This is a genomic window from Aeromonas mytilicola subsp. aquatica (assembly GCF_044336385.1).
Taxonomy (GTDB): Bacteria; Pseudomonadota; Gammaproteobacteria; order Enterobacterales; family Aeromonadaceae; genus Aeromonas; species Aeromonas rivipollensis.
Window position 1 is genome coordinate 1,646,907 of record NZ_CP172298.1, and the last position, 13,361, is coordinate 1,660,267.

General features: G+C 47.4%; 12 protein-coding genes and 1 pseudogene. 3 read left to right on the forward strand and 10 right to left on the reverse strand.

Going from position 1 to position 13,361, the window contains the following annotated elements; translation table 11 throughout:
- Positions 1 to 15: 15 nt before the first annotated feature.
- Positions 16 to 1,206, forward strand: a complete 1,191-nt coding sequence (locus ACFWHB_RS07665) for an amino acid aminotransferase (RefSeq protein ID WP_395949836.1) — start codon at positions 16 to 18, stop codon at positions 1,204 to 1,206.
- A gap of 155 nt (positions 1,207 to 1,361) precedes the next feature.
- Here ACFWHB_RS07665 and ACFWHB_RS07670 read toward each other — a convergent pair whose 3' ends face one another.
- The 3 genes from ACFWHB_RS07670 to ACFWHB_RS07680 form a co-directional block, all read right to left on the reverse strand.
- Positions 1,362 to 2,867: a helicase HerA-like domain-containing protein gene (locus ACFWHB_RS07670; protein ID WP_395949837.1), complete on the reverse strand. Its 1,506-nt coding sequence runs from the start codon at positions 2,865 to 2,867 to the stop codon at positions 1,362 to 1,364.
- A gap of 126 nt (positions 2,868 to 2,993) precedes the next feature.
- Complete coding sequence (locus tag ACFWHB_RS07675) at positions 2,994 to 3,488, reverse strand: DUF2062 domain-containing protein (RefSeq protein WP_395949838.1); 495 nt, start codon at positions 3,486 to 3,488, stop codon at positions 2,994 to 2,996.
- Entirely contained in the window at positions 3,482 to 4,000 is a 519-nt protein-coding gene (locus tag ACFWHB_RS07680) for a DUF2062 domain-containing protein (RefSeq protein ID WP_395949839.1), read from the reverse strand. The genes ACFWHB_RS07675 and ACFWHB_RS07680 overlap by 7 nt, the downstream gene beginning before the upstream one ends.
- Here ACFWHB_RS07680 and ACFWHB_RS07685 point away from each other — a divergent pair.
- Positions 3,999 to 4,736, forward strand: coding sequence for a DUF4131 domain-containing protein (locus ACFWHB_RS07685; protein WP_395949840.1), 738 nt, complete (start codon positions 3,999 to 4,001; stop codon positions 4,734 to 4,736). The genes ACFWHB_RS07680 and ACFWHB_RS07685 overlap by 2 nt on opposite strands.
- A 358-nt stretch (positions 4,737 to 5,094) precedes the next feature.
- Here ACFWHB_RS07685 and ACFWHB_RS07690 read toward each other — a convergent pair whose 3' ends face one another.
- From ACFWHB_RS07690 to ACFWHB_RS07705, 4 genes are read right to left on the reverse strand one after another with little or no spacing between them, the layout of a single operon-like run.
- The gene (locus ACFWHB_RS07690; protein WP_395949841.1) at positions 5,095 to 5,547 is read right to left on the reverse strand and encodes a hypothetical protein; all 453 of its coding nucleotides are present in this window, start codon (positions 5,545 to 5,547) and stop codon (positions 5,095 to 5,097) included.
- Complete coding sequence (locus tag ACFWHB_RS07695; protein WP_395949842.1) at positions 5,544 to 7,469, reverse strand: hypothetical protein; 1,926 nt, start codon at positions 7,467 to 7,469, stop codon at positions 5,544 to 5,546. Before ACFWHB_RS07695 ends, ACFWHB_RS07690 begins: the two co-directional genes overlap by 4 nt.
- On the reverse strand, positions 7,466 to 9,268 hold the full coding sequence (locus tag ACFWHB_RS07700) for a hypothetical protein (protein WP_395949843.1): 1,803 nt from the start codon (positions 9,266 to 9,268) through the stop codon (positions 7,466 to 7,468). Before ACFWHB_RS07700 ends, ACFWHB_RS07695 begins: the two co-directional genes overlap by 4 nt.
- Positions 9,268 to 10,818, reverse strand: coding sequence for a tyrosine-type recombinase/integrase (locus tag ACFWHB_RS07705; protein WP_395949844.1), 1,551 nt, complete (start codon positions 10,816 to 10,818; stop codon positions 9,268 to 9,270). The genes ACFWHB_RS07700 and ACFWHB_RS07705 overlap by 1 nt, the downstream gene beginning before the upstream one ends.
- Before the next feature lie 172 nt (positions 10,819 to 10,990).
- On the opposite strand from ACFWHB_RS07705, the gene ACFWHB_RS07710 reads away from it, so the two are divergent.
- Positions 10,991 to 11,701: a helix-turn-helix domain-containing protein gene (locus ACFWHB_RS07710; protein ID WP_395949845.1), complete on the forward strand. Its 711-nt coding sequence runs from the start codon at positions 10,991 to 10,993 to the stop codon at positions 11,699 to 11,701.
- Positions 11,702 to 11,934: 233 nt separating this feature from the next.
- On the opposite strand, the pseudogene ACFWHB_RS07715 reads toward ACFWHB_RS07710, so the two are convergent.
- From ACFWHB_RS07715 to ACFWHB_RS07725, 3 genes and pseudogenes are all read right to left on the reverse strand, one after another.
- A pseudogene (locus ACFWHB_RS07715) lies at positions 11,935 to 12,158 on the reverse strand (IS481 family transposase); the annotation flags it as partial.
- Positions 12,159 to 12,292: 134 nt separating this feature from the next.
- Positions 12,293 to 12,871: a TIR domain-containing protein gene (locus ACFWHB_RS07720; protein WP_043158960.1), complete on the reverse strand. Its 579-nt coding sequence runs from the start codon at positions 12,869 to 12,871 to the stop codon at positions 12,293 to 12,295.
- A 20-nt stretch (positions 12,872 to 12,891) separates the two neighbouring features.
- A complete protein-coding gene (locus ACFWHB_RS07725) occupies positions 12,892 to 13,359 on the reverse strand; it encodes a TIR domain-containing protein (protein WP_016351278.1) in 468 nt (155 codons plus the stop codon).
- Between the last annotated feature and the right edge of the window lie 2 nt (positions 13,360 to 13,361).

Consider the following 13,361-nt stretch of genomic DNA (forward strand, 5'->3'; position numbering starts at 1 on the left):
AATACAGGGAATACCATGTTTGAAAAGGTTGTTGCCGCCCCAGCGGATCCGATCCTGGGCCTGACCGAAGCCTTCCGTGCCGACTCTCGCAGCCACAAGATCAATCTGGGGGTCGGGATCTACAAGGATGAGACCGGTGCCACTCCTATCCTTCATTGCGTCAAGAAAGCCGAGCAGAAGCTGCTCACCGACGAGAAGACCAAGAACTACCTCGGTATTGAAGGCAATATCGAATATGGCCGCATAGTGCAGCAACTGCTGTTCGGGCAGGATTCTGCCCTGATTGCCAGCGGCCGCGCCAAGACAGCCCAGGCGCCGGGTGGTACAGGTGCCCTGCGCATCGCCGCCGAGTTCGTGGTGCGCAACGGTCTGGCCAAGACCATCTGGATCTCCGATCCCACCTGGGCCAACCACGTCAGCGTGTTCCAGGCTGCCGGCCTCACCGTCAAGTGGTACAAGTACTACGATGCGGCGACCAAGGGTCTCGACTTTGCCGCCATGCAGGCCTCGCTCTGCGAAGCGCAGGCCGGCGATCTGGTGCTGCTGCACGGCTGCTGCCACAACCCGACCGGTATCGACCCCACAGCTGATCAGTGGCGCACCCTGGCCAAGCAGAGCGCCGCCGCCGGCTGGCTGCCGCTGTTTGACTTCGCCTATCAGGGTTTTGCCCGTGGTATAGAGGAAGATGCCGAGGGGCTGCGCATCTTCGCCGAGTGCCATGACGAACTGCTGGTGGCGAGTTCCTTCTCCAAGAACTTCGGCCTCTACAACGAGCGGGTCGGTGCCTTCACCCTGGTCAGCGCGACCAAGGCGATTGCCGATGTGGCCTTCACCCAGGTCAAGACCGTCATCCGTGCCAACTACTCCAACCCGCCGTCACACGGCGCCGCTGTGGTGACCACCATAGTCAGCGATCCGGCCCTCTATGCCGAGTGGGTGGAAGAGGTGGCGGCCATGCGGGTGCGCATTCGCGAGATGCGTGAACTGCTGGTAGAGAAGTTGGCTGCCCTCGGTGTGAGCCAGGACTTCAGCTTCATCCGCGAGCAGAACGGCATGTTCTCCTTCTCCGGTCTCTCCAAGGATCAGGTGGAGCGTCTCAAGAGCGAGTTTGCCATCTATATCGTCGGCTCCGGCCGGATCAGCGTGGCCGGTATTACCCGCGCCAACATAGATCCCCTGTGCGACGCCATCGCCAAGGTGCTGTAACTGAGGCGAAGAGGTTCTATGCGGGAGTCACCCGCGTCAATATCATAGATCCCCTGTGCGATGCCATCGCCAAGGTGCTGTAAGCACAACCATCGGCATCCGCTCAGTAAAAAGCCCGCCATGTCGGCGGGCTTTTTCATGTCTGTTTTCCGGCATCAACGGCGCCGTTTGCTGCCCCCCAGCAGGGAGCCCAGCACGCCCCGTACCAGCTGGCGCCCCACCTCGTTGCCCAGGGTACGGGCCACGCTCTTGGCGGCGGTCTGCACCACGCCGTCATGCTGGCCACCGCGCGGGCCTGTGCGACCGAACAGGATACCGTTGAGGGCGTCGAGCAATCCGCCCCCCTGCTCCGACGGGGTCTGGGAGACATCATCCGAGGCGGCTGGTGCCCCGCCATTGAGGCGCTCGAAGGCGGATTCGCGATCCTCGCGGGTCTCGTATCGGCCGTGGAGCACGGATCCCTGGATCAGGGCCTGCCGCTCGGCGTCGCCCAGGGGACCTATGCGACTGGCGGGCGGGGCGATAAAGGCGCGCTCCACCACGCTTGGGCGCCCCTTCTCATCGAGCAGGGAGACCAGGGCCTCGCCCACCCCGAGCTCGGTGATGACGCCGGCCGCGTCGAAGGTCGGGTTGGCCCTCAGGGTGTTGGCGGCGATGCGCACCGCTTTTTGGTCGCTCGGGGTAAAGGCGCGCAGGGCGTGCTGCACCCGGTTGCCGAGCTGTCCCAGCACGCTGTCGGGAATGTCGGCCGGGCTCTGGGTCACGAAATAGACGCCCACTCCTTTTGAGCGGATGAGGCGCACCACCAGCTCTATCTTCTCCAGCAGCGCCTTGGGGGCGTCGTTGAACAGCAGGTGAGCCTCGTCGAAGAAGAACACCAGCACGGGTTTATCGGGATCCCCCACCTCGGGCAGTTGCTCGAACAGCTCGGACAACAGCCAGAGCAGGAAGCAGGCATAGAGGCGGCTGGATTGGGTGAGCTTGCCGGCCGCCAGCACATTGATGTGGCCGTGGCCGGCCCCGTCGGTCTGCAGCAGATCCTGAATATCCAGCATGGGCTCGCCGAAGAAGTGGTCCCCTCCCGCACTCTCCAGGGTGAGCAGGTTGCGCAGTATGGCGCCGATGGAGGCGGTGGACACATTGCCATAGCGGGTGGTAAGGGATTTGGCGTTGTCTCCGGCAAACTGCACCATGGCGCGCAAGTCTTTCAGATCGAGCAGCAGCAAGCCCTCGTCGTCCGCCACCTTGAACACCAGCTCCAGCACCCCGCTCTGGGTGTCGTTGAGGCAGAGCAGACGGGCCAGCAGCAGGGGCCCCATGTCGGAGACGGTGGCCCGCACCGGGTGCCCCTGCTCCGCAAACAGGTCCCAGAACAGGGTCGGACTGGGGGCGAAGGCGGGGGCCGGGATGCCGAGCTGGGCCAGACGGGCATCCAGCTTGCTCGACGGGGTGCCGGCGGCGCCGAGGCCGCTGAGATCCCCCTTCACATCCGCCAGAAAGACCGGCACCCCGAGGCGGGAGAACCCCTCTGCCAGCACCTGCAGGGTGACTGTCTTGCCGGTCCCCGTGGCACCTGTGATGAGGCCGTGGCGGTTGGCCATGGCGGGCAGCAGTGAGATGGGTTGGCCATTGGCATAGGCCAGCGTCAGGGGTTGGGCCATGGTGAACTCCTTGTCTTTGCAGGTAGCGGCAAGCTGAGGGCTACAAGGAGTGTGGTGGCAGAGCCAAACGATGGCAAGGCGGCGCGAATTGCGCACTGTGGCTAAGCCGAAGGGCGGGCAGGAGGCTCAGCGGGCGCCGGTCAGTCTGCCCAGTTGCAGCATCAGCAGGGTGAGCAGGGCCCCGGTGGCGGCGGTCAGCACCGCCAGCAACAGGCTGCCGAGCAGGAAGGGGGGCACCAGGGTCGCCGCTTCGTACTCCAGCCAGTGCAATGACCAGGTGAGGTGGAAGGGCTCCGGCGTCTGGTGCAGCACCAGGCAGCCGGTGCGATAGGCATAGAGGTACATGAAGGGCAGCGTCAGCGGGTTGTTGAACCAGACCGCCAGCAGGGCCAGCGGCAGGTTGAGGCGAAACGCCAGCGCCAGTCCGACCGCGACGAGGGAGTGCATGGGGATGGGGATCCAGCTGGCGAAGAGGCCGGCCGCCACGGCGCCGCTGAGTGCCCGGGTGCCGCCCTGCCAGAGGGTGGGGGTCAGCAGGCGCTCACCAAAGAGGGCGAACCACTTATGCTGGCGCAGGGTGTCCGGGTCTATCTTGATACGGGCCAGCCAGCGGCTCAGCATGCCCGCGCCTCCTTGCGCTTCTGCCATTGGCGCACTGTGTTGATGCGCCACAAGGTGCGGATGAAGGCGTAACCCATAAAGGCGCTCAGCAGCGCGAGCACCAGGGAGCCCAGCAGCAGCGGCGGGGCCAGGGTTTCAAATACCGAGACAAGCCACTCCCAGGTGAACTGGATATCGATGTGCTGGGCGGGGTGCCCGAGCAACTGGCAGCCCACCAGGTAGGCGCCATAGAACAGCGGCGGCATGGTGAAGGGGTTGGAGAGCCAGACCAGGGCGACCGAGAGGGGCAGATTGACCCGAAAGAGGATGGCGCCACCGGCCGCCAGCAGCATCTGGCAGGGGAGGGGGATCCAGGCCATGAAGAGGCCGACCGCAAAGGCTCCGGCGGCGGAGCGGCGGTTGAGGTGCCAGAGGTTGGCATCGAGCAGCAGCTTGCCGAACAGCCGCAAGTGCTTGTGTTCCTTGAGCTTGTCCTGATCGGGCAGCCAGCGTTTTATGAGTCGTTTGGGCATGTTTGAAACCTTGCTAAATACTTGCTCCATGGATCTGCGTCTGTTGTCGTTTGCCCTGGGGGCAAGCTCCTCACTGCTCTGGCCCTGGTTACCCTCTACTGCATGGGGCGGCGCGCTGCTGGCCCTCGCCATCCTGCTCGCCCATGGCCGTCATTGGCGGCTCATGTTTCTGGTGCTCGGCGTGCTCTGGATGCAGCTGAACCTGCAGTATCGGTTGGCCTGGCTGGACAAGCTGGAGACACAGACCAGCCACATCATAACCGCACGGGTGCAAAGTACGGAGTCCTCGGGCGATAAACCGCGAGATAAATTTGCCCGCCTGCTGCTGCGGGTCGAGACGCTGGACGAGCAGCCCCTCGCGATATCCCCCCTCGTCAGGGTCAACGCCTATCAGGCCCTGCCGCCCCTGCCCGCAGGCAGTCGCATCACCCTGGTGAGCTCCCTCAAGCCCGCCCATGGGCTGGCCAACGAGGCGGGCATGGACGGGCGGCGCCTGCTGCTTGGCAAGGGGATCACGGCGACCGGCAACCTGCGCCGGATCGTCGAGGTCCAGGAGACGGCCCCGGGGATGCGGGAGCGCTGGCTTGCCGCGGCCAGCAGCGCCTGGCAGGGGCTGGAGCAGGCCCCCTTGCTGGCGGCGCTCAGCTTCGGGGAGCAGGGGGGCATCACGGATGCCCAGTGGGATCTGTTTCGCGGCAGCGGCCTGACCCACATCATCATTTTCTACTGTTACTAACTTAATGAGAAAAATAATAGAATATAAATACAAAACAATAAGTTAAATGCTTTTCACACTTTTCTCAAAAAATGAAGTTTTCGTTGTACATTTTGCTAAATAGTTTGAAGGTTTCAACTTTTTTATTTTATTTATTTGAAATGATCTATTGAGTTTAATGGTGGGGTTATAAAAAAAGAATTTAAGTTATTTAACTCATATCTAAAAATGAGAGTGAGATCGTAATGGTATACCTACCGAATGAAATAATACTGAGAAAGTAGCTGCTTTTGGAATGTGCATGTTGAGATGTAATCTCGTTCCATTTTATGGGGGGGGTAATTTAAAAATATTGAAACATTAAGTGATTGTTCTAAAACTAGTCTTTATCATTTAAATCGATAACATTTGATTCCCGAAGCTTGCTAAGTTCTATTTGTAATTCAAAGCATCTAAATAACAGTTCATTTTCACGTTTCACTGCCGCATCAGATAAAGACTGTAAGTGGTCTCTTTGATTACGATAATCGCACTTCAGCTGTTCTTGCTTGTTGCGTTCTGATTTAAGCCTGGAAATTTTATCGGCATCTTTATAGATATTATCTTGAAACGCATTTTGCTGAAGTTTATCCTTGTGTTTCGCTATTTCAATTTTTGCATCACTAATAAAAAGTGGATAACTATAGATTAAACCATGGCTGCATCCAGCTTCACGATTTATTCGTGAGAGATTTATTTTGTTGTCTGCTTTGGTTCGCTCAGGTGTGCCTTCTAAGAGGCGTTTTAATGCATCACGAAGACGTTGCTCGGTAGCCTGAGATTTTATAATCATAAAATATCCTCTATACTTGGAGACTTGACCTGATCTGTAAATGGTTCAAATGATATATTGTGTTCACTAAACGATTTTTCAATACAGTGTATATGTGTTTTTAGGTCTATAAGGATAGCTTTTAAGTAATAGCGACCGGTATTGAGCATACGGAATTTTCTTACTAAACGTTGATGTCTCGGTAAGGCTTCACGTGCTTTTTCTGGCGTTATTACCTCGTGTTTACAGGTCTGTGTGGATTTGTCAGTAGCACAGACTCGGTCACAACTGGGATTGAAACAGAAACCAGTTGGGTGCTCAACTATCGAAGTCGTATTATTTCGTATGCTGATACGAATCTCATCCATAGTCATATAAATCTGGCCAGGATATTTGTCTTGATAAGCTCTACGAGAAGTGATTATTCTGTTCCCCTCAAAACCACTTAAAGTTTCAGCCTCATTATATATATAGAAAAGAGTGTTTTCATGTATTTCTTGGTTGGCAGCAAGAACCATCTGATACAAGTCCTCATCTAGACGGAGATCAAGTATAGCTGCAAGTGATGCTCCATTCTGATACCACTCAGTCATTAGTATATTATGATGTTTGAATTGAGCTCGAAGGGACATCAGGTTTCCAAATCTATTTCTCATAAAGAAGACGGCATAGCTTCTTCTGAGATCATGGTTCGAAAGTTTCGGTAGAAAATCACCCACAGTTAATTCACCTTTACGTGTTGGGTTTAACACGTTAAATTCTGGAACATCTTCATTTGTTGCTCTAACACTATATTTTTCTGCGAATGGGTATATGGTATCACCAATATGACACCGAATTATTCCTTTTCCTCTTTTATTAATACATAGTATTATGAATGCGGATAATGTTTCATTTAATAGTCGTGTTTTCAATGAACTGGAAGGCAATAACATTAATTTTTTTCGATAGTAGATACGAGCATAGTTACTCATGTCGTAAGCTAGCTCTAGTGCTTTTTTAACAATGGGATGTGTTATCCATGATTCATTTTTTGGCTTTCCGGCAGGTTGGTTTTTAGTTATATAACCATGTATCAATGGCACAATAACACCATTGTAGCTACGGCTATCATCATAACTTTCTGGGTTCATCATTAAACCCTCACGAGTTCTAATTCCACTAAAGCCTAATAATGTCAGCCAACAAGCAGTTTGAATCTCATTAACTCCCGTTGCATGACCATTTATTATGAACTTTTCACCAGGTATTTTATGGTTTATGTTTTTATCAGCCCATGACACCATCGAGTTTATATCAATATCATTATCTTTTCTGCGTTTATACTCAGTAAAAAAAACATCGTACACTGAACTTATTTCATGGCGAAATGGGTGATAACACTCTACAATATCTATTGCTTTTGAGAGCAATTTGCTCATCATCTTTTCAGGTAAAGCTATATTTTGTTTCACTTTCCAATCACTTGAGCAGTTTTGAGAGAAATTTTCATAAGTTGAAACACAGCGCTGTGTTAAACCACAATCAAACATAGCATTTAAGGTTGCTTGTATGTCTTGAATCGAACTCTCGCTAAGATTCTTACATTTTAGAGAATCCTTAAATGTATTGTATTTTTTATCTTCATTAAGGGTTTCCCAGTTGGTACTTCCAATTAGTTCAGCGATATCCTGTAAGCAAGAACGATAATTTGAAATTGTAAAAAAACTCCAGTTCTTACCTATAGAAATTCGATGTAATGCGTGCTGAATTCCAAGCCTGTGTTCTACACAAATATGCCCAAAATTAAGATAAAGTGCTTTCCCATTCGAATTGGAAAACATTCCATTATAATCCCATGTTAGTTCATCAACGTAACTACATGGTGTTCCATCTGTATGCGTGGTTGCAATGATCCGTGTGCTCTGTTCAGGTTGTATAGTATAAGCGTTTAATGTATTCATTTATAGAACCTCAGAATGTCATCAATCGAATCACTATCATCATATAGTGGATGTGGCATAGAACGGTTTAAATCTACTGCTTGATGATAATAATCAGGTGCAGCGTCTCTAAGTTTATCTAGAATGATTTTTGTTTTGTGCTCAATACGGTGAAATTTATCAGAAGGTAAACTATTATAAGCCGATCTTGTCATCGCTTGTCGTAACGAGTCATAAAATGAGAGCATCATCCATATATTGTCCACCTCCGCAACCACAGCGTGAGATGGGCAGTTAAAACATTCCAAGAAGTCTATGCATATATCTAAGTCTGGATTGACATTCCTATATTTAATTCTTTCTTTTGATATTTTATCTTCTAATGGTTGTAAGCAGCATAGTCCAGTTTGAGTAACGACTGGCTGATGTTTATATTTTAAGTGCTCTAAATGAGTAAGTGGATCCTTGCCGTTAGCCTCAAAGTCAGCAATTATTACAGACTTGTCCTCTCCTTTTGATAGTCTAAATAGTGCAATTGATGCACTAGCATTTGCTAATTCATGGTGTGCTTGTACACCATTAATATAGTGTTTGCTAGTGGTTGCAATACTATTATTATTAGCGTCTGCGACTTCATAGATATCGTTCAGAGTTCTCATTAACATCTGAGAGCGCGTCTGACGAAATATTCTGGAATGTACTCTTGGTAAACCATGAGCAACTAATACTTTATTGATTGGTTGTTGTGGTGCCGGAGCTTTATACCAAGTTGTTACATCACCTCTTGATGTAAAGTATGGAAAAACAAGTCTATCTGGGTCGTCTGACCAATGCTCAGTGGCAAGTAACCATGATTCAAAAAAGTTCTTACTATAATTGGTAAAACCTAACTCATTTGTTTGCTTTTGCCCAGCAGCACGATTCTTAATAGTGTTCAGTATATAGTGATCTCCTGCGCTTTTTTTGAATGTAACATCCCGATGCTTTAATAAGAACAATGGCGATGGATTGATTCCGGTGAACATATAAGTCAATAATATTGCTATTCTGATAAGTGAATTTCGCCAGTCACCGTTTGATAGTTTAACACGCTGCTTAGCAAGTTTAGATTCATATTCGATTTCTTTACTAGATAGATTCAGTTCGATTAAACGTTGTTTATCGAATAGTGGACATATGACGGGCGGTACACCTCCCATAATAGTTGCCATATAACCGCGATACCCTCTGTGCAAAAATTTTCCAATCGCAGTAAAGCCATCATCATCCAAGCTGGTGTTAGGAGTGCTATTATCTTTTGAAATGGTTGGAAGAAGTCTTGCGAGATTGCTTTTTCCTGAGGACTTCAAAATGTTTGAGATACAGGTCTTTGTCCTTTCGGCTGATATAGTCGATAGCCCACCCTGACATTTGTCAAGCTTCATTAAGCGATTAAGTTCTTTAGCAAACAATAATATGGTTTCCTCAGAGAAATTAAAATTAATGCCTGCTGCATCAAGAATTCGCACGTAATATGTTAAGTAGTTAAAGTTACTATATAGTGTTGTATTTTTTGGCCATTCACTAAAAATAAGATATACTTTTCTTATCTCTTCATCACGTTGCATATCAATTAAGTGTTGTGATGGTTTGAACATCCGTATACGCTTAGGGCCATATGAGTGTGTATTGGGACATCCTTTATATTTTAGTCGTATAAAATTACAGTTTCCTTTAGTGGTTCCGATTACCATCAATTCAATTGATATTGGCATCGGCGGTTGTGAGTCAATAATATTACTCTTGGGTAGCTTTCTATTACTTATCTTTTTGAAGGCCATTACTGTGAGTCCTTCTTCGAAAACAACCCTTGCTGAAGGTGATAGTCAACTATATTTTCCCAGACCGCCTGTGGACTTCGTCTTCCCTTGCGCCTATCCTGTGCCTGAGTTAGATAGTGTAGGGTTGTATCTTCATTTTCATGCCCAAGATATCCCTGTATATGCCGGAATGCCTTTCCTTCACTGATGTTGTGATCAAGTAAATTTATAAATCTTTCAACTGCATATGTTGCTCTCAAATTATGAGGTTTATGTTCGAATGATTCTCCCAACCCCAATTTGGGATCTTCAATAGTTCTCCTAATATCTGACCATCGAGAATTAAGTGTGCTGAGAGAGTAATTATCTCCACTTTCACTTATGAAAGCCAAGTCATTTTCAAAATGATTCTTGTTGCATATTTTTCGATATTTTTTTCGTCGAGTAATATAGCGGCTAGATTGCAAGTAGTTGTAGATGCTAGACATAAGTTGGCTAGGCATTTCAATTGTTCTATCTTTGCCGAATTTGGTATTAGTACCAGTAGTTGGGCCTATATCAATTTCAACATAACCATTAAGTAGTTGATGGTAGTTTGGTTTAAAAAAATGCGTAGTACGCAATGTTAAGACTTCTTCACGTCGCATTCCAGTCCATCGCATCAGGAGTAAAATCCACGTAAATTCTTCAGGAAGGTTAGTTAATATTAATCCTCCATCTCGCATCGTCAGCACTTGGCGTGTAATAAGGATGATTTTTTGTATAGCTTCCCACTCTGTTTCAGTTAATGCAGTCAGTGGACAAGGGCGCTTACGTAAATCCTTACCAAGATTTAGACGCAAATCTGTCGTATGCACGTATATGCGACGTTGTGGTCTCATATAGTTATACTTACTGGCTATACTAATTGGGATTAACTCATACTGAAAAGGGACGTTTTCAAAGTAGTAGTTATTTTCTATATAATACTTATAGAAGTTCACAATACGATTCATATAGGAATTACAAGTACTTCGGGCCAAATGGACTTGTGGATCATCAGAGTTATAACAGCCTTCTAGGCACTTCCTATATCTATATGTTGGCCGCTGACTTTCACGAATAGGCATTTTATCCCAGAGTAATTCGGGTTGATTATTGATGTATCGAAGCTTATTTTCATCTGCCATAAAACTAAAAAAATGTTTTAATGCTCGTGATGATACTGATGTGCATTTTAGATTTCTTTCAATTTTAAGATACATCAAGTAAATATTGGCAACTTCTAACGGCTCGGAATGGACGATGTTGTTATTGTTGTCAAACTCAACCAAGTAGAGGAGTGTTATCGGACCAATTTGTTTTTTCTCACCAACAACGTTTGAGCGCAACTCTCCATTCTCATCGATGTAGCTCTCTGGCTCGCAATATTCCCAGTCTTTCAGTTCGTAGCTGATCACAACAGTGTCATTAGTGGGGGCTGTGGTCATAGTGCTAAAGACTCCAGATGAAGCACCTGTGCAGCGAAGAGTGCTGAGGTCATCAACATCTCCACTCCCTTTTTCTGCCCGTTTCTGAGAGACTATTTCCATGAGAAGGTCGCCTATTTGTATCGCGGAATGTCTTATTAGTTCAATGATAAGGACGAAAAAGACGATAAATCAAGCACGAACGGACATTTTTTCTTTTTGTGTTGGTTGTTAATTTTGTGATGGGCATCTTAATTTCATAAAGTGCGTAAAAAACAATAACTTGGTGAATGCTATGGCTCTAGATAAACTCAAAGCTGTGTCCGATTCTCTCGATGAGAAGCAATCTTCATGGGTAACGGCAAAGGAACTTTCTGGCAAGGCAGGTATGCCAACTACTGATCGGCGTACAAGGGACATACTGGACGGTTTAGCGGATGGAAAAGATTGGGCAAAACGAAAGCGAGCTGGTACGAAAGCTTTTGAATATCACATCTCGATACTGCCCAAACATTTGAGGTTTTGGTTCGAGGAGCACTTGGAAGAAAGCCCAGAGCATGATGTAGACAAAAAAGTTCGATCATTAAATGATATTGAATACACGAATGAAGATGGTATATTTATCATTAGCAATTGCCTTAGTGATTTAGATAGTAATCTGGATGATATTAAAACCTCTGTTCCAGTACCAATTAGCTGGTTGAAAAAGAGAGGTATTGAACCCGAAAACTTAGCATTTTATGTGCAGACAGGTTCAAGCATGTCGAATAAAATAAATCAATTCGATATTGTTATTGTCAATATTGGAGATAATCGTCTAGTTGATGGTTGTATTGTCGCAGTCCTGCTAGATGAATACGTTGTAATTCGTTATGTACAGAAAATCCCTGGTGGCTGGGCTCTGCGTTGTGAGAATTCTAGTTATCAGCCTACTAAGTTACCAAATGGGGCCAACTACAATTATAAGATATTAGGCCATGTAGTGCGTATTATCCATGAAGTATGATCGTGAGGATTAATTGATATGTCATACGCCTTTATTTTTAGTTGTGTATTGTATTAATGTGTTTAATAAGGGGAGGGGACTATTACCTGTGCAGATCTAGTTATCACCTGATACCGGACTCAAACCGGTGCCTTGTTTACCCTACTTTTATGCGCAGTTCCTTTGATATCAATGTTAGAACCTTGCCACTGTACTGTAGGGGCTTTCCTTTCATCATCCTATCCCTAATAGCCAGCTCGCTCCTGCGAGTCCCCTAAAGTCCCATGAATCGGCCTGGTGAGCGAGCCATCGATGCTTCCCTTTGCAACCTAGACTTTGGCACTTATAGGTCTGGTAATTACGATGGATTTCGTAGAACTGCTGGCGGCTGTAGCCGATGAGTTTGCATGCTTAGCTGGCGCAATTGAGTTCCTTGGCGAGCTCTAATAGACGCGCTACATTTCTTGTCGGTGGTCATACGGTGACCCCAGATAGCACAGTAGGAGAGCCATTTTGGCATCCAGCTTGAATCCGTATGACCACAATCTTTAGTGAGCGGCTGTCAGGTGAAAACCATCTCCATACACCTTAGCTATACATCCAGAAAATCACTTATGATGAATAGCGATTCCACGATGGAGTTCCCCTAGCAAAGTTATTCAGGTTACTCCACCTTTGACCTCTGTCCTCTACATAATGATTTAACGAATTATTTTGAAGGTGTTTTGTTACAACGGGATAAAGGCCAAGATACTCTTGTCCTTCAAAGCTTTGATTTTCGAAATCTACAAGTGGGAGAATCGCTACCTGATTAGGCTTATACCCATCAAAGAAACCTAGTTCCCAAGGCATCCATTTTGAGCTGGAAGCATTGTCGGTGGCGATATACATCATAGAACTTGATGACTTCATCCGCTCCCGAAGTACCGCAGCCGTCTCCTTATTCACCGAATCGCGATTTAATTGACGGTCAACAACCCAATCAACATAGACGCGCAGACCTTGCTTTTGCAATAGAGTCATAACCCCTAACACCAGGTCGGCATCGTCCATTGAGTGAGAAAGAAATACATCAAATTTATCATGTACTGTGTATTTCTCCATACCTTCCTTCAGAACCGTATTAGCGGCTTTATAGCCGCGAGCAGATGCGGCAGCTGCTCGTGCCTCACTTTTAGTAAAATAGGCCATCTTATCTCCCTATTGATTGCTTATTGCTTTATTGCATTTTCTATCCAAGTTGCCAAATTATTCTTGATATCGTTATAAGCATCGTTGTAGTTGGGTTCATAAACCAGTGGTGTAATTACTTTATCGCCACGCTTGAAAGTGAATTTATCGAATGGATTAGCTCCTTTCTTGTCATATCCATTACGAGGGCAATTAAGTCGATGGATATAAATACCCACTACGGCCTTCCCTTGGCTCCAGGCTCTTTCAATCTCGTACTTAACCCAAGGTCGATTAGCTGTTTGGCTCCCGATAAGCACAACCAGGCAGGATTTACCTTCTATATTTTTGTTGATCCAGTTCTTAACCCCTTGTTCAGAACGTTTAATCTCCTCCCAAGTATTAGCACTAACAGGTTCATCACCTTCCAGCAGACCCATGTTGCGGATCTGCTGCACTCGCATAACATCATTATCAAAATGAAAACTGTAGAAAACCTTCCTTTTCATAT

Bases quoted from the DNA above. Each gene is read 5' to 3' on its own strand.
- ACFWHB_RS07665 (WP_395949836.1), top strand. From the start codon at position 16: ATGTTTGAAAAGGTTGTTGCCGCCCCAGCGGATCCGATCCTGGGCCTG.
- ACFWHB_RS07670 (WP_395949837.1), bottom strand. From the start codon at position 2,867: ATGGCCCAACCCCTGACGCTGGCCTATGCCAATGGCCAACCCATCTCA.
- ACFWHB_RS07675 (WP_395949838.1), bottom strand. From the start codon at position 3,488: ATGCTGAGCCGCTGGCTGGCCCGTATCAAGATAGACCCGGACACCCTG.
- ACFWHB_RS07685 (WP_395949840.1), top strand. From the start codon at position 3,999: ATGTTTGAAACCTTGCTAAATACTTGCTCCATGGATCTGCGTCTGTTG.
- ACFWHB_RS07680 (WP_395949839.1), bottom strand. From the start codon at position 4,000: ATGCCCAAACGACTCATAAAACGCTGGCTGCCCGATCAGGACAAGCTC.
- ACFWHB_RS07690 (WP_395949841.1), bottom strand. From the start codon at position 5,547: ATGATTATAAAATCTCAGGCTACCGAGCAACGTCTTCGTGATGCATTA.
- ACFWHB_RS07695 (WP_395949842.1), bottom strand. From the start codon at position 7,469: ATGAATACATTAAACGCTTATACTATACAACCTGAACAGAGCACACGG.
- ACFWHB_RS07700 (WP_395949843.1), bottom strand. From the start codon at position 9,268: ATGGCCTTCAAAAAGATAAGTAATAGAAAGCTACCCAAGAGTAATATT.
- ACFWHB_RS07705 (WP_395949844.1), bottom strand. From the start codon at position 10,818: ATGGAAATAGTCTCTCAGAAACGGGCAGAAAAAGGGAGTGGAGATGTT.
- ACFWHB_RS07710 (WP_395949845.1), top strand. From the start codon at position 10,991: ATGGCTCTAGATAAACTCAAAGCTGTGTCCGATTCTCTCGATGAGAAG.
- ACFWHB_RS07720 (WP_043158960.1), bottom strand. From the start codon at position 12,871: ATGGCCTATTTTACTAAAAGTGAGGCACGAGCAGCTGCCGCATCTGCT.
- ACFWHB_RS07725 (WP_016351278.1), bottom strand. From the start codon at position 13,359: ATGAAAAGGAAGGTTTTCTACAGTTTTCATTTTGATAATGATGTTATG.